16 protein-coding genes are annotated in these 16,312 nt (G+C 43.4%); 12 read left to right on the top strand and 4 right to left on the bottom strand.

Annotated elements, in window-relative coordinates; translation table 11 throughout:
* Window positions 1-243 precede the first annotated feature (243 nt).
* From PQO05_RS24085 to PQO05_RS24070, 4 genes are all read left to right on the top strand, one after another.
* Window positions 244-714, top strand: a complete 471-nt coding sequence (locus PQO05_RS24085) for a hypothetical protein (RefSeq protein WP_273630007.1) — start codon at window positions 244-246, stop codon at window positions 712-714.
* Window positions 715-916: 202 nt separating this feature from the next.
* Window positions 917-1,087 carry a DUF6597 domain-containing transcriptional factor gene (locus tag PQO05_RS24080; protein WP_273630006.1) on the top strand — a complete coding sequence of 57 codons (171 nt, stop codon included), beginning with the start codon at window positions 917-919 and terminating at the stop codon, window positions 1,085-1,087.
* Window positions 1,039-1,725, top strand: coding sequence for an AraC family transcriptional regulator (locus PQO05_RS24075; protein ID WP_273630005.1), 687 nt, complete (start codon window positions 1,039-1,041; stop codon window positions 1,723-1,725). Before PQO05_RS24080 ends, PQO05_RS24075 begins: the two co-directional genes overlap by 49 nt.
* Before the next feature lie 63 nt (window positions 1,726-1,788).
* Window positions 1,789-2,166, top strand: a complete 378-nt coding sequence (locus PQO05_RS24070) for a VOC family protein (protein ID WP_273630004.1) — start codon at window positions 1,789-1,791, stop codon at window positions 2,164-2,166.
* A 189-nt stretch (window positions 2,167-2,355) separates the two neighbouring features.
* Here the strand turns inward: PQO05_RS24070 and PQO05_RS24065 are convergent, their stop codons facing one another.
* Window positions 2,356-2,883, bottom strand: a complete 528-nt coding sequence (locus PQO05_RS24065; RefSeq protein ID WP_273630003.1) for a GNAT family N-acetyltransferase — start codon at window positions 2,881-2,883, stop codon at window positions 2,356-2,358.
* Between the two features lie 482 nt (window positions 2,884-3,365).
* On the opposite strand from PQO05_RS24065, the gene bshA reads away from it, so the two are divergent.
* On the top strand, window positions 3,366-4,514 hold the full coding sequence (gene bshA / locus PQO05_RS24060) for an N-acetyl-alpha-D-glucosaminyl L-malate synthase BshA (protein WP_273630002.1): 1,149 nt from the start codon (window positions 3,366-3,368) through the stop codon (window positions 4,512-4,514).
* A gap of 74 nt (window positions 4,515-4,588) precedes the next feature.
* On the top strand, window positions 4,589-5,059 hold the full coding sequence (locus PQO05_RS24055; RefSeq protein WP_273630001.1) for a hypothetical protein: 471 nt from the start codon (window positions 4,589-4,591) through the stop codon (window positions 5,057-5,059).
* 179 nt (window positions 5,060-5,238) lie between these two features.
* Here PQO05_RS24055 and PQO05_RS24050 read toward each other — a convergent pair whose 3' ends face one another.
* The 3 genes from PQO05_RS24050 to PQO05_RS24040 form a co-directional block, all read right to left on the bottom strand.
* Window positions 5,239-6,366 (bottom strand): lactonase family protein, encoded by a 1,128-nt coding sequence (locus PQO05_RS24050; protein ID WP_273630000.1) that lies wholly within the window; start codon window positions 6,364-6,366, stop codon window positions 5,239-5,241.
* 275 nt (window positions 6,367-6,641) lie between these two features.
* Entirely contained in the window at window positions 6,642-6,806 is a 165-nt protein-coding gene (locus tag PQO05_RS24045; protein ID WP_273629999.1) for a hypothetical protein, read from the bottom strand.
* 185 nt (window positions 6,807-6,991) lie between these two features.
* A complete protein-coding gene (locus PQO05_RS24040) occupies window positions 6,992-8,497 on the bottom strand; it encodes a pseudouridine synthase (protein ID WP_273629998.1) in 1,506 nt (501 codons plus the stop codon).
* A 230-nt stretch (window positions 8,498-8,727) separates the two neighbouring features.
* Here PQO05_RS24040 and PQO05_RS24035 point away from each other — a divergent pair, with 230 nt between their 5' ends.
* From PQO05_RS24035 to PQO05_RS24010, 6 genes are all read left to right on the top strand, one after another.
* Window positions 8,728-9,489, top strand: a complete 762-nt coding sequence (locus PQO05_RS24035) for a lytic transglycosylase domain-containing protein (protein ID WP_273629997.1) — start codon at window positions 8,728-8,730, stop codon at window positions 9,487-9,489.
* Window positions 9,490-9,642: 153 nt separating this feature from the next.
* Window positions 9,643-12,486, top strand: coding sequence for an excinuclease ABC subunit UvrA (gene uvrA, locus PQO05_RS24030; RefSeq protein WP_273629996.1), 2,844 nt, complete (start codon window positions 9,643-9,645; stop codon window positions 12,484-12,486).
* Window positions 12,487-12,669: 183 nt separating this feature from the next.
* Window positions 12,670-13,653 (top strand): DUF6624 domain-containing protein, encoded by a 984-nt coding sequence (locus PQO05_RS24025; RefSeq protein WP_273629995.1) that lies wholly within the window; start codon window positions 12,670-12,672, stop codon window positions 13,651-13,653.
* Between the two features lie 60 nt (window positions 13,654-13,713).
* Window positions 13,714-13,950, top strand: coding sequence for a hypothetical protein (locus PQO05_RS24020; RefSeq protein WP_273629993.1), 237 nt, complete (start codon window positions 13,714-13,716; stop codon window positions 13,948-13,950).
* Complete coding sequence (locus PQO05_RS24015) at window positions 13,950-14,360, top strand: putative toxin-antitoxin system toxin component, PIN family (RefSeq protein WP_273629992.1); 411 nt, start codon at window positions 13,950-13,952, stop codon at window positions 14,358-14,360. Before PQO05_RS24020 ends, PQO05_RS24015 begins: the two co-directional genes overlap by 1 nt.
* Before the next feature lie 53 nt (window positions 14,361-14,413).
* Window positions 14,414-15,919 (top strand): NAD(P)H-hydrate dehydratase, encoded by a 1,506-nt coding sequence (locus tag PQO05_RS24010; RefSeq protein WP_273629991.1) that lies wholly within the window; start codon window positions 14,414-14,416, stop codon window positions 15,917-15,919.
* The last annotated feature ends 393 nt before the right edge of the window (window positions 15,920-16,312 follow it).

Below are 16,312 nucleotides of genomic sequence, written 5' to 3'. Positions count from 1 at the left end.
AGCGATAGCGAAGAACTGACCGTAGGGAGCTCATTAATATCGATAAAAACAAATATCTTATTAATAATCTTCTGCTACTTGATTGGAGGGCTGTCACACTGAGCTGCGTCGAAGTGTAGTGTGCAGAGGCTATCTGCACCATGCTTCGAGTGCCTCAGCATGACAGCCCTTCCAGCCAGCAAATTGCTAACCAAGGGTAAATTCCTTAAATTACCCTCTGTATATCAAACCAATTAGCTCGAAATGAAACCTTACAACTTACTTGCAATTTTTGCGCTTGGCTTTGCTGCGTGTAATCAGCCTAAAGCCACAGAAACCAAAACCGCCGGACAATCACCAATTATCGGTACCTGGCAATTGATCTCTGACAAGGTAATCACCAATGGTGATACCGCCGTTACCTACCCGGTAAAAGGCAAACCAGATGAGATGATCAAAATGTATAACGACACGCACTTTGCCTTCACCCAGCACGATCTAAGTAAAGGCAAAATCGATACACCATTCTTTAGCTCAGGCGCAGGTACGTATACCTTAAAAGGCGACGACTACACCGAGCACCTGCAATATTGTACCGACCGCGTATGGGAAGGCCACGACTTTAATTTTAAACTCACCATCCATAATGATACACTTGTGCAAAAAGGCATTGAGCGTTTGGATAGCCTGAAGATCAATCGGGAGATAGTGGAGACTTACGTGCGTAAAAAATAGTTTTAAGAGAATCAGGAATCGGGAGCCAGGACAGGAAAAAGGTTGTCATACTGAGCCCCGTCGAAGTATGGTGCAGAGGGCCTACGCTTATGCTTCGACTGAGCTCAGCATGACACCGCTCTTTTCACAATCGTAGAGGCACAATACTTTGTGTCTCTTTTTATTAATGGCAATTCATTAACTTGCAATAAGCCAAGTAAGTATGAATTACTACACCATCCCACCACCCGAAAACCTGAAACCTTACGTAAGGTGTTTCTGGGTATTAACGCATGATTTGGAGGCGAATGAACCTGCCTATGTGTACCGTTCTGTAGCCGATGGTTGTGTGGAAATGGTTTTCATTACCAGGGTGATTTTGCTGAAATTATAAACGAGCAGCATGAAGGTGGCTGGAAAGCAGGATTGCACTTTCAATCGGGAGTGTACAGGCGGTTTATCACCACGCAAAACTTTGGCATTTTTGGGGCTTATGTGTATCCTTACGCCATTCCGCAATTGTTGAATATGCCATCAAGTGAGGTAACCGGCGAAATGCTGGATGTCAAAGAACTGTTTGGATCTGATGGTCATCGGCTCGAGGAAGAAATGATGCTGGCGGCAGATAATACAAACAGAGCTAAAATTCTCAGCGCGTTTTTAGAGCGGCGTTTATTGTTCTCGTTCACAAAGGATACTCATATTATTACCGCCATTCACCAGGTAATTAATCATACGCAAAGTGTGGGTACTGTAAATGCGTTGGCCGATAGGTATGCGCTTTCAACCCGGCAGTTCAACCGTAAGTTTAAAGAGTATGCAGGTTTCAGCCCTAAAATGTATTTGAGGCTGATGCGTTTGCGGAGTGCCCTCAATGATTATGGCAGCACTAAATCGCTCACCCAGATTGCCTTAGATTGCGGTTATTACGATCAATCGCATTTTATACATGATGTAAAAACTTTTACTGGTTACCATCCCGGCCATTATTTTTCGGGCAGGGCCGAAGGGCAGGAGTATAGAAATGTGTAAGATGTCCGTTTTTTACAATTTTGAAGATCAGTGCCCTGTTAAATTTGATTAAAAATAAACGATATGAAACCAGTAAACATTCCCGAAGGCTCTCAGCAGGTAATGCCCTATTTAGTTGTACCTGGCGCCACTAAATTCTTCGAATTTATGCATCAAGTTTTCGATGCCGAAGAAGTGTACAAAGCCATGCGCGATGAAACCACTATTCAACACGCCGAGCTGATGATAGGGAACCACAAAGTAATGTTTTGCGACAGTACCGATACCTATTTGCCCCAACCCGCAGGTATGTTTGTTTATGTAGATGATTGCGATGCGGTTTACCAGAAAGCCCTCGCTGCCGGCGCCACTTCGGTTATGCCGCCATCTGATATGGATTATGGTAGATCAGGCGGAGTGAAGGATCCGTTTAATAATATTTGGTGGGTAACGGCGGTTTAGTGAATGAATGAGTTTTGAATGAGTGAATGATAGAATACTCCGGCACGTCATTGCGAGGAACGAAGCTTTGTCATGCTGAGCTCCGTCGAAGCATCCGATAAGCAGAGCGGCTCTGTATAGTTCGCGATTGCTTCGTACCTCACAATGACGCGCTTAATGATTTGTCCCGATTCTTGATTCCTGATTCTCTTACAAGAGCTCTTTTCTCATTTTTACAATTTCCAGTATTTCACCATCAGGCATCGGTACGTCAACATCCTCAATGGCATCGTATCCCATCGCTTTATAAAGCGGTACGCCGGGCAGGGTTGCGCCTAACTCTATACTGCGGAAACCATCGGCCAGCGCGGCATCTTCACATACTTTTATAATTTGCCTGCCTATCCCTTGCCGGGCGTAGCCCGGGTTTACAAAAAATGCCCTGATACGTGCTGCGTCTTTAGCTGGATCGAGTAAGGGGTCTTCAATATTTTTATGCTGATCGCCTCCGAAAAGCGTTTGGCGTTTGCTCCAGCCACCGCAACCAACAAGTATATCGTCTTTTTGGGCTACGTAATAAGTGCCATCTGTAATTAATTGGCTATCAATTCCGAAAATATAATTAAGTGCGCTTTCTATCTGGTGGCTTGTATAAAAATCGGTACTAAGGCTCCGTACCGAAAGGTTAATTAGTTGCTGTAAAGCAGGGTAGTCTTCAAATTTAGCAAGGCGGATCATTGATTTATTAACTGGTTGTTTTGAACTATAAATTTAAAGTTAATGATAATTATCATTACAGCTATATAACGCTACAATGACGTGAATTAGTTTTGCCGCAGTTAACCTGGTTAAAATGCATTGGCAATAAGAGTTTGTTGATTTATTAGTTAATGCATGGGGTTCCTTTCTGATCTTGCTGACGAAGTGATCAGCATACCCTCCCGGATATTAATCCTGAATAGACGCAACTAAGATCGAAAGCAGTTTTGACATTTTTCGTGGCGTAAGTGTGTCAGTAAATAATTTGTCAATTTGCTGAATAAAGTGGCAAACTGCTACTGCCACTCGCTACTGCTACTTTTTTGCTTCCAGACTCTATCATAATCTTTACATCCGCATAACACTTTTGCCGTAAATTGCTGTTAAACTTGCAGCGATATATCAAATCCATGTTTTGTGTGGGATTGCGTTATCACAATTTAAAAACGTATCCAGATTAAATGAAAATCGGAATTGTATGTTACCCAACGTTTGGCGGCAGCGGCGTTGTGGCTACAGAGTTGGGTAAAGCACTGGCTGACCGCGGTCACCAGGTGCATTTTGTTACTTATAACCAACCTGCCCGTCTCGACCTGTTTTCAGAGAACCTTTTTTACCACGAAGTTACCGTAAGCAAATATCCGCTGTTTGATTTTCCGCCGTATGAACTGGCCCTGGCCAGCCGTTTGGTTGATGTAGTGCGTTTCGAAAAGCTGGATGTACTACACGTGCATTACGCTATTCCGCATGCCTCAGCAGCGTTTATGGCTAAGCAGATATTGGCTACTTATGGCATCAGCATCCCGGTGGTTACCACACTGCACGGTACCGATATTACTTTAGTGGGTAATGACCGTACTTACAAGCCGGTGGTTGAATTTTCGATCAATAAAAGCGATGGCGTTACCGCTGTTTCTGAGCATTTGAAGAAAGATACTTACCGCTTCTTCGATATTCAGAAAGATATCAGGGTGATCACCAACTTCATCGACCTGAGCCGTTTTAGCCTGAAACCGAAAGATCATTTCAAAAAAGCAATAGCTCCCGAAGGAGAAAAAATACTGGTGCATACCTCCAACTTCCGCCGCGTAAAACATGCGCAGGATGTGGTAAGGATTTTTGCTAAGGTGAATGCCGTTATCCCCTCAAAATTACTGATGGTGGGTGATGGGCAGGATCGCCCGGAATGTGAGCAACTGGCCCGCGATTTAGGTGTAAGCGGTAATGTGCGCTTTTTAGGTAAACAAGATGCGGTAGAAGAAATCCTGTCGGTATCGGATCTGTTCCTGATGCCATCGCAATCAGAAAGCTTTGGTTTGGCAGCGCTGGAAGCAATGGCCTGCAAGGTGCCTGTTATAAGCTCAAACACAGGCGGCTTGCCTGAATTGAACGTGGAGGGTGTTACCGGATTTTTACGTGATGTTGGCGATGTTGATGGTATGGCCGAGCGCGCTATCTATATTCTGGAAGATGAAGAAAGACTGGCAAAATTCAAAGAAAATGCTTTGGAGCATGCCCGCACTTTCGAGCTTTCGAATATATTGCCGCAATATGAAGCCATGTACCAGGAGGTTATTGATAACCTGCAACCTGTTACCACAGCACCTTGATTGGGCAAATAGTTAATAGTTAAAACTTCTTAGCAATTGTTTTGTATTATAGTTGATACAAAAACCATATTACTATGAAAAGAATTATTACGCTGGCACTCGTTATGTCTGCCTTTGCTTTGCTGATCTCATCGTGCTCTGCCACTAAAAGCGTTGTTAACGGAGGTTCAACCCGGTCTAAATTTGTGGGTAAGTGGACATTGACCGATGTTGGGTATGAGCGCCTGGTAGAGGCTGCCGTGCAAACCGTGTTCGATCAGGGCCCTCCAGCTTCATTTGTAAACAGCACCTGGGAATTTACCAATAGTGGTAACGGATCTTATACTATAAGTGACGGCACAGCGCAAAAAATATACTGGTCGCTTAACGGTGATGCTTTTCAGTTTAAGAAAATATTTGAGGGCGATAAAGCCAAAAATGTAGCCGAAGGTTATAGCCTGCAAGTGGTTTCAAACGATGGCACAAACATGAAATTGAAAGCGCCTATTACAATCAGCGGCAACAGCACAGGTTACGTAGTTTATACCTTTAGTAAGAATAAATAATCACAATAGTGAGCATGTACAAGAAAGGCTTTCCAATTTGGAAAGCCTTTCTTGTTTAAATCTGTGCCGTCATCCCGAACTTGTTTCGGGACCCCACGTGCTAAGCGACCTTGCTAAGTCTACGACCTGTTCTGTGGGGTGCCGAAACAAGTTCGGCATGACGACTCGTGGAATATAATCTACTGCGCCGGTGTAAACTTCAGACAAACCGGGTTACCAATGGTTAGCGTAACGCCTGCATGCATAAGTTTTCCGGTAGTTTTATCTATCTTATAAGTAATTACACTGTCGCTATTCTGATTGGCAACCAGCAGGAACGAACCGGTTGGGTCGATTACAAAGTTACGCGGGCCTTTACCCAGGGTTGATACGCGATCAACATAAGTCAACTGACCATTCTCCTGATTAATGGAATAAGTTACAATATCATTTGCCGAGCCACGGTTTGAAGCATAAAGGAAACGACCATCAGGCGAAACATGAATATCAGCAGCACCCACATCACCGGTAAAGCCATCAGGCAACATGGTGATAGATTGAATCTGTTTTAATTTACCGCCATGGTACTCAAAGCCAAAAACATTACCTGCCAATTCAGTGATCAGGTATACGTATTTATGATCAGGAGTGAAATCGATATGACGCGGGCCACTGCCTGCAGGTATGGTAATCAGATTTTCTGGCAGTGGTGTTAATGGCTGTGCATCTGATGCTTTGTAGCGTGTAGCATTCAGCTTATCGGTACCCAGATCGCTGTAGAATACATATTTCTCATCGGGCGACAATACAGCCGTATGTACGTGTGGGCCTTCCTGGCGTGAAGCGTTTGCACCTTTGCCTTCATCTTTAATGTTCTGCTTAACCGCACCCAGCGAGCCATCGGCATTAACAGGTAATACAGACAGGTTACCGCTTGAGTAGTTAGCCACAAAAACGTTTTTCTGCGCTTTATCAACCGAAATATAGCAAGGATCTGCTCCTTGTGAAGGCTGATTGTTGATGGGCTGCATTACCCCGGTTTTAGCATCAAAAGTAAATGAGCTAACGCCGCCATCTTTGCCATCTTCATTAACAGCATAAACAAACTTGTTGTTGCTGCTTACTGTAAGGTACGATGGGTTGCTGGTAGCCACCTGGCTCAAATAAGCCAGCTTGCCACTTTCGGTATAAAAACGGTATACATAAATACCCTTGCTGGTGCCTTTGGTATACGTGCCGATAACAAGATCTAATGTTTTTGGGGCAGGCTTCTGGGCATAAGTTAAGCCCGAAGCCAGGAGCATTACTATAAGCAGTAATTTTTTCATCGTCATAATTGTTTTTTTTAAGGTGATGAAGCTATCATTAGCAATTAATGTTTTTTTGAAATAGCTAATGGTGGTTTCATAAGAGTAGCTTTTAATTGATTTGGCTGCAAATTAGTAAAAAAAATACTTGTCATTCTGAGCGATAGCGAAGAATCTTCTGCAATGTGTCTTGAACCAGAATTTACTGAATTAAAGAATTAACAGAAAGTAACTACATCTCTTATGCTGTCGAAAGTTTAGCGAAGTTTAACTTATGACTTGGATGTTGTAAGCCTTCAGTTTATGCGAGTAGAATCATCTTTCGCCAGAAACAGCTGTAGAATTTCCTCGTGGCTTTCTTCTTCACTAATCATAGCTACTTGGTTACCCTTGTAGTCTTCATAGCGCTTATCAAGTATGTATTTAACTTCATCATTATATTGAAGTTCTGATTTTTCCATAAATCAAATATAATAATAACCATTTGTTATTCAGATCGATAGAGAAGAGTTTTCTGCTGTAGACATGCGGCTATACAGTGCGAAGAAGATTTCTCGTACCTCGGAATGACAAAATGATTGTAAGAGAATGACAAAACATCGTAAAGCAAAAAATGCCCGGCATTTGCCGGGCATTTTCAATATGATTAAACCAAATGTTTCAGTTGGATCACCTCTTTTTCGTCAAGGTATCTCCAGCGTCCGCGGGGTAGGTCTTTTTTGGTAAGGTTGGCGTAAACAGAGCGGTCGAGTTTTACAACTTCGTAGCCCAGGTGTTCAAATATACGGCGAACAATACGGTTGCGGCCGCTATGGATCTGGATGCCCACTTCTTTTTTGGTGCCACCGGCTACATACGAAACAGAATCCGGTTTAATAAAACCATCTTCCAGCTCAACTCCGAAGCCTATTTTATTTAAATCGCCTTGAGTTAAACCTTTGTCAAGTTCAACCATGTATAATTTAGAGATGTTATTTTTTGGATGCGAAAGTTTATCGGCTAAATCACCGTCGTTGGTCATCAGCAATAAACCTGTGGTGTTACGGTCTAAACGGCCAACCGGATAAATGCGTTCTTTGCTGGCTTTGTCAACCAGTTGCATAACGGTACGGCGCTCCATCGGGTCATCAGTAGTGGTGATGTAGTCCTTCGGTTTGTTTAACAGTACATAAACCATTTTTTCGCGTTTCAGGGTTTCGCCGTTGTATTTGATTACATCCTTGTATGGATCAACTTTGTGGCCCAACTCAGAAATAACTTCGCCGTTAACAGAAACCACACCTGCAATAATCAGCTCATCAGCTTTACGGCGAGAGCAGATCCCTGCGTTAGAGATATAACGGTTCAGGCGCATCAAGCCGTCATCTTTCGGCGTTGCTGTGCTTGGTTTTTTAGCTCTTAACGTACGCTCTGGTTTATTACCGTTGGCATCATAATCGCCCGGGCGTGATCGCTCACGTCTGTCGATAGTTTTGGTATAGCCACGGTTATTTTTATCACCTTGCTCTGATGCAGGGCGTTGGGTTGAAGGCGGACGGCGCGAAAAGCTTTTTTCGCCTAATGATGGTTTGCGGAACGGGCGGTCGCCTGCCGGTTTGTCAAAGCCACCGCGTGATGGGCGGCCTCCGGTTGGCCTGTCGCCACCTTCGCTGCGCTCTGGGCGGCCGCTGTATGGCCTGTCAGAACCGCCGCGTGACGGGCGGTCAGAAGAACCACTGCGTTCAGGTCGGCCACTGTATGGTCTGTCTGATGAACCGCGTGATGGTCTGTCGCCAAAAGAAGGCTTGTCAGATCCACTGCGTTCTGCACGTGGGCTGTAAGGCCTGTCTGATGAAGTGCGTTTTGGACGGTCGCCAAACGGTTTGTCGGAAGCACCACGCTCTGGGCGGCCGCTGTATGGACGCTCTGATGATGTGCCTCTTGACGGGCGATCTCCGTAAGGTTTGTCTGTATTACTTGCACGGTCTGCTGCACCTGCATTTGGCCTGCGGCCTGCACGTGGAGAATCTTTACTGTTTCTGTCGTTTGATTTTGGAGCGGATGATCTGGAATCTGAAGGTTTGTTCCAATCTTTCTTTCCGTCTCTGGCATTTCTACCGGTAGATCCTGAAGGCCTGTCGTCGCGACTATTGCCTGGTTTTCTAAAAGCCATACTTTTTGGGTTTAACGCTATCTCAGCGGGAGGGTAAAGGTACGAAAAACAATTAAAATTGAAAGAAAATTTTTAACAAAAAATCTGTGTTTAAACTGCTTTAAACCGTTGTTTTTAAAAGTTTTCAACAGGTTGTTTACACTAAGCAAAAGCCAAATGCTTGATATTGTGCTCAATATACGTATCTTTGCAGCCACATCTAACCTCAATGTTGAATTAAAATAGATTGAATGATTAAAAAACACTTATTTACGTGCTCCGTAATATTGGTGTCGGTTGTCATTTTAAAACTGTTTGTCTGCAGTACAACTGAAAGTAAGAACGTAAAAACAAATGCCCGCTTTGCAGGCTATTTGGCAGTACGTCCGGAAGTAAACGAAGGCTATAATTTTGCCCATGAGGCTATTCCTGTTACCAATAAAAAGGTTGGGAAAAAGTTCAAAGTATCCCTTTGGCGCCATAGCTACAACACCGTGGGTTCTATAGTACTTCACAAAAAAGCCAGTAAATTATTTCCAATAATTGAACCCATACTATTAGCGTATGGGATTCCCGAAGATTTTAAGTACATCCCATTAGTGGAGTCGGGTTTAAAATCAGGCACATCTCCGAAAGGAGCGGCAGGTTTGTGGCAATTTATGCCCCAAACAGCGCGCGACTACGGCCTGAAGGTTGGCAAAGGTGTTGACGAGCGTTTAAACGTTCGTAAATCAACCATTGCCGCTTGTAAATACCTGCGCGAGCTTTATGGCGAGTTTAACAGTTGGACGCTTACGGCCGCCGCATACAACGGTGGTTCGCCGCGTGTGGCGCGTGCTATTAATAAGCATAACCAGGGTAATTATTACCTGATGGCGTTAAACCCCGAAACAGCGAGTTATGTTTACAAGCTGATTGCCATGAAAGCGGTAATCCAAAAACCAAAAGACTACGGCTACCATAACGTGTATGCCTCTTATTTACAGCCTGCTGAACTGCTGGCGGTAAACTAAAAGTAAAATTATTACGGAGCATCTGAAGGTGGCCCTGCACAACTGCAAGGCCACCTTTTTTTTGTATATTTGTGCCTCTTTTTCTGCCATTTACAGCAAGGGTAAAAACCAAGTTGTAAAGGCAGGGTTACTAATGTTTCCTGACATAAACTTATGAATGAAAATACGGTAGATCTGGGTGAGCAAAGTGCAGTTGAAGTTTTTGGAGCCCGGGTACACAACCTTAAAAATATAGATGTTTCCTTTCCGCGCAATAAGCTGGTTGTTATAACCGGGTTGAGCGGCAGCGGCAAGTCATCGCTGGCATTTGATACCATTTATGCCGAAGGGCAGCGCCGTTATATGGAAACATTTTCGGCCTACTCGCGCCAGTTTATGGGCGGTATGGAGCGGCCTGATGTAGACAAGGTATCTGGCCTGAGCCCGGTTATTGCTATTGAGCAAAAAACCACCAGTAAAAACCCACGCTCAACTGTGGGTACTATTACCGAGATCTATGATTTTATGCGTTTGCTTTTTGCACGTGCCGGCGAAGCTTATTCGTATGTAACGGGCGAGAAGATGGAACGTATGTCTGAAGACCAGATTTATAATACTATCCTGACACGATTCGATGGGCAGCCAGTTAATATACTTGCACCGGTGGTTAAAGGTCGTAAAGGGCATTACCGCGAGTTGTTTGAGCAGATCCGGAAGCAGGGTTTCCTGAAGGTTTGGGTTGATGGCGCTATTATAGATGTTGAACCCAAAATGCAGGTAGACCGCTACAAGATCCACGATATTGATATTGTGGTTGATCGATTAGTGGTTACCGATAAGGATAGCAAACGTTTATATACTTCCATCCAGTCAGCCTTAAAAACGGCTAAAGGTATTATCCGCGTAAGCGATAAAGATGGTAATGTATCTTACTTCAGTAAGTATTTGATGGACCCGGTTTCGGGTATTTCTTACGATGAGCCTCAGCCTAATACATTCTCTTTCAACTCACCTTATGGTGCTTGCGAAAAATGTGATGGTTTGGGTTATATCTTCGAGGTAGATGAAAATTCGGTAATCCCTAATCCCAAACTAAGCATCATTAATGGCGGTTTGGCTCCGATAGGCGAGTACAAAGAAACCTGGATTTTCCAGGTGCTGAAAGCTCTGGCCAAGAAATACGAGTTCTCGTTATCTGTGCCGATTGAGAAGATTCCGCGTGAAAAACTGGATATCATCCTCAATGGTTCGCACGAAATTATTACTGTGGCTGTTGAGTACAACAAATGGAATGTACAAAGCTACCAGGTTACCTTCGATGGTATTATCCGCATGCTCGAAGAGCAGCAGGAAAAACGGAGCGAAGAAATTTCTGACGATATGGAGGCTTACCGGGTGCTTAAAACCTGCCCGGTTTGCGAAGGTGCAAGGTTGAAGAAAGAGTCGCTGCACTTTAAAGTCGATAATAAAAATATTTTCGAACTGGCTACGATGGACATTACCACCCTGCAACAATGGTTTGTAGGTTTGGAAGATAGGTTCAGTGATCGCCAGAATATCATCGGTAAAGAAATTCTGAAAGAGATCCGTTCACGTATCGGTTTCTTGCTCGATGTGGGTTTAAGTTACTTAACGCTCGATCGTACTGCACGTACTTTATCAGGCGGTGAAGCACAGCGGATCCGTTTAGCTACGCAAATCGGTTCGCAGCTGATGAATGTAATGTACATTCTGGATGAGCCAAGCATCGGCCTGCACCAGCGCGACAACGACCGTTTAATAAACGCACTCAAAAACCTGCGCGACCTTGGCAACACCGTATTAGTTGTTGAACACGATAAGGACATGATACTCGAGGCCGACTATGTAATTGACATGGGCCCGGCAGCCGGTGTACACGGCGGGCAGATTGTTGCCGAAGGCACACCTGCCGAGTTGATGAATACCCACACGCTTACCACCCAATACTTAAACGGAGAGCGTGAAATAGCCATCCCTAAAAAACGCAGGGAAGGCAATGGCAAAACCTTGTCGCTTAAAAATGCAACCGGGCATAATTTAAAGAACGTATCGGTTAATTTTCCATTAGGTAAACTGATTGGTGTAACCGGCGTATCGGGAAGCGGTAAATCAAGCTTAATTACCGAAACTTTATACCCGGTATTAAACCACCATTTCTTCCGTGCTAAAAAACATCCGCTGCCTTACAAAAAGATTGAAGGGCTAGAGGATATTGACAAGGTAATCGAGATCGATCAAACACCTATCGGTCGTACACCACGTTCAAACCCGGCTACGTATACAGGTGTATTCTCAGATATCCGTAATCTGTATGTGGCATTGCCAGAGTCTAAGATCCGCGGGTATAAACCCGGTCGTTTCTCATTCAATGTAAAAGGCGGAAGGTGCGAAACTTGCCAGGGTGCAGGTATGAAGCTGATAGAAATGAACTTTTTGCCTGATGTACATGTACCTTGCGAAGAGTGCGGTGGTAAACGCTACAACCGCGAAACGCTGGAGGTGCGTTACCGTGGTAAATCAATCAGTGATGTGCTGGATATGAGTATTGAGGATGCTACCACTTTCTTCGAGCACATCCCATCTATCTACCGCAAGGTTAAAACATTGAACGATGTGGGTTTGGGCTATATTACATTAGGGCAATCGTCATTAACCCTCTCGGGTGGTGAGGCACAGCGTGTAAAACTGGCTACTGAGCTATCTAAAAAAGATACCGGTAATACCTTTTATATCCTCGATGAACCAACAACCGGTTTGCATTTCGAAGATATTAACGTACTGCTTGGCGTATTGCAGCAACTGGTTGATAAAGGCAATACCGTGCTGGTTATTGAGCACAATCTCGATGTAATTAAAGTGGTTGACCACGTGATTGATCTTGGCCCAGAAGGCGGATCTGGCGGTGGTACTATCTTGTACTCAGGCACACCAGAAGGTTTGTGCAAGGTGAAAGAAAGCTTTACAGGTAAGTTTTTGAAGAAAGAAATGAAGCTCTGAGTTTAGAGGTCAGAAACAAGAGCCAAGTGTATCATGCAGTCGCTCGGCTCTTGCCGAGTGACGACTATTTCGTGGCCTCTGGCCGTGGCTAATAAAAGAATAAAATATTTTCAAATAGTAACTAACTGTTTAGTTAAAAGGTATTAGATTTATAAATCTAATACCTTTATTTTTTTATAGACTATGAGACCCAATTGTACAAAACTTATTATCGCTTGTGTAAGCTTTTTAGCGTTATCATTTACAGCCAAAGCGCAGGGGCTGCCGGTGCAATATTTTAGATATATCCACAAAGGCGATTCTTTATACCAGGCTAAAAATTACCAGGCATCGGGTATGGCTTATGCCAGTGCCTTTAAAGTTGCCAAAGGCAAAGGCACAGCTAACGACCGATATGATGCGGCCTGTTCATGGGCAGCAGCTAATGTACCGGATAGCGCTTTTGCAAGCTTGGATTACCTGGTGAAGAAATTAGACTATAGCAATAGTAAACAGCTTTTCCAGGAAAGGGACCTGATGTCGCTTTTTAACGATAAGCGATGGCTGCCGCTATTACAGCGGGTAAGCGGGAACCGGATAGTAGCCGAAGCCGGATACAATATGCCTTTGGTAAAAGATTTGGACACTATCCATTACGACGATCAATTCTATCGGTTGCAGATAGACTCGGTTCAGAAGAAATATGGCAGTAGTTCAAAAGAAATGGATGCGTTGTGGAAAGTGATGGCGGATAAGGATTCTGTTAACCTGATAAAAGTTAAAGCCATATTAGATAATTATGGCTGGCTTGGTGCAGATGCGGTTGGCCCTGTTGGTAACATGACTTTGTATTTGGTGATACAGCATGCTGATAAAGATACTCGTGTAAAATACCTGCCCATGATGCGCGATGCAGTAAAAGAAGGCCGTGCCGAAGCATCAGACCTTGCACTAATGGAAGATCGTGTTGCCCTGGAAGCTGGTAAGAAACAACTTTATGGAAGCCAGCTGGCACAGGATACCAAAACCGGCAAGTATTATTTCAGGCCGATTGAAGATGAACCTAACGTAGATATCCGCCGCGCCTCAATGGGTTTAGAGCCTCTTGAGTATTATGCACAGCAATGGGGGATGGTTTATAAATTACCGAAGGCTGCGGTGTCAGAGGTGCATAAGGCGAAGAAATAGCTTAGCAAACTAATTGGCCTCTCTTGTCGTTTTGTAATTAGTAATGTTTAAATTTGATATATGAAGGGTAATGAAGCACTTATGGAATCATTAAATGAACAACAGGTAATGATGTTGCGTTTGTTCAAAAATCCTTTATCAGATGAGGACTTTACTCAAATTCGTAGGCTTGCAGTAAAACTGCTTGCCAAAAATATGGATGAAACACTTGATCAATGGGAGCAGGAGAATAATATTGATGAGCATACTTACGATCAATTAAGTAAGGGTCACTTCCGTAGTTCTAATAATAAATAATGAAGGTTGTATTGGATTCAAATGTTCTATTGGTTGCGATAGGACGAAAAAGTCAATACAGACCTATTTGGAACACCTTTATTGAAGGGCAATACCAACTCATTATCTCTGAGGATATTATTCATGAATATGAAGAAATTCTTATTCAACATTCTGCCCCGGGCATTTCTGATTATGTAAAAGAAATTTTTATCGAATCTCCCGATGTAATCGTTCAGAATATCTTTTATAAATGGGGTGCTATTGAAGCCGACCCGGATGATAACAAATTTTTTGATGTCGCTGTAGCTGCTAATGCCGATTATTTAGTAACCAATGATGCCCACTTTAATATCATCAAAAATTTGCCATTCCCCAGGATAAAAGTTATTACAGCAAAAGATTTTTTAGATATTGTTACCTTCCTGTAATTAGGACGATAGCATTATCAAACAAAATTCCATAATTCTTACTTTTAAGAATTATGCAACCTCTACTCAACGCCCAGCAAATCCACGACGCAGATACCTATACTATTGCTCACGAACCGATCTCATCGGTCGATTTGATGGAACGTGCAGCCAAAGCTTTTGAACAGGCTTTTACAGCACGTTATGGCGATACAGAAAAATCAATCGCCATCTATTGCGGTACAGGTAATAATGGTGGCGACGGATTGGCTATTGCCCGCTTGCTAACCGATTATGGTTTTGAAAAGGTTGATGTTAAGATTGCCCGGTTTGCAAATAAATTTTCGGATGATTTTAAAAGCAACCTGCAGAGGTTATCACAAACGCGCATCCCTATAACCAATTTTACAAGCGTCGCAGAATTAAAAACCGAACCTGCCGACATTATCATCGATGCTTTGCTGGGTAATGGGCTTAATAAACCATTAGCCGGCGAGTACGCACAACTGGTTCAGCAAATCAATAACTGGCATAAGACTGTAGTTGTCGTTGATGTACCCACTGGTTTTTATAGCGAAGGTGAGATAAATCCCGATGCCATTGTAATTAAGGCTGACTTGGCAATTACGTTTCAACAACCAAAAATTAATTTTTTACTACCCGATTCTAAGCACGCCATCAAAAATTGGGTTGCGGTTGATATTGGCATCGACCGAAATTTTACACAGCAGCTTAACTCACCTTATCAATACCTGGAAGAATCTGATATTAAAAAGATCCTGAGGCCCCGTGAACGTTTTAGTAATAAAGGCACTTATGGGCACGCGTTGATTGTGGCGGGGCAACCCGAAACGATGGGGGCGGCGTTGTTATGTTCATCGGCCTGTGTGCAGGCAGGGGCGGGTTTGGTTACAGCTTGCATCCCACAAAGCGGCCTGGTTGCTTTAAATAGCTATATGCCCGAAATTATGGCCATTGTGCGCGAAGGTGATTTACAGCCAACGATAGATTGGACAAAGTTTAGCACCATGGGTATTGGCCCGGGTTTAGGTAAAGATGATAATGCCCTTGCCCTGCTTACTGATATATTGACTAATTATACAAAGCCGGTTGTAATTGATGCCGATGCACTGAACTTACTTGCAACGCATAAGCAATTGTGGGCATGTTTACCTAAAGGGAGCGTACTTACCCCGCACATGAAAGAGTTTGATCGTTTGTTTGGCGAGCATAAAAACTGGTGGCAACGCCTGCAGACTGCAATGCAGAAAGCAAAGGAGCTTCAAATACACATTGTATTGAAAAACGACTATACCATTATTGCTTCGCCTGATGAAAAGCTATATTTCAACTCAACCAGTAATGCGGCAATGGCAAGCGGTGGCATGGGCGATGTGTTAACAGGAATTATTACGGCTTTGCTGGCTCAGAAATATTCGCCGTTGGAGGCCTGTTTGGCCGGCGTATATCTGCACGGAAAAGCAGGTGATGACTTGGCTTTGCCTGGGAAATTATGGGTGGTGCTACCAGATAAAGTAGCGGCTCAGGTACCTGTGAGTATGGCTGCACTTATGGTTTAAAAAGAAGCGGTTTTAGTATTATCAACCGCTCGTCTAACTAACTGACCATAAAGAACAAATACTATCTATAAGATGTCACAACTTAATAAATAGTTACAGAAAAAATTAAAAATATTAAAACTATCTTCTAAGTAGTCTTTGTGCGCATAAAAACATGCCTATATGTGCAGTATGGGGCGTTTTTTAATTACCTGTTTTTGCGACATTTTACCTCCAAAGGCTTGTTTTAGGGCGAAATATTGCTGTTTGTGCTGATAATCAGAGGTTAATAAATGATAAATTCTGCGTAAAATGACTAAAGTTATGTGATTATTGTCATAGTTATGTATGCTTCCGATCCCAATCTCGGGCACTTGCCTGTTCATTAATCGCTTAGTTAATTGCGGTCGCTCG

This window comes from Mucilaginibacter jinjuensis (genome assembly GCF_028596025.1).
GTDB lineage: Bacteria > Bacteroidota > Bacteroidia > Sphingobacteriales > Sphingobacteriaceae > Mucilaginibacter > Mucilaginibacter jinjuensis.
Note: the sequence above shows the minus strand (reverse complement) of the source record. Positions and strands in the feature narration are given on the sequence as shown.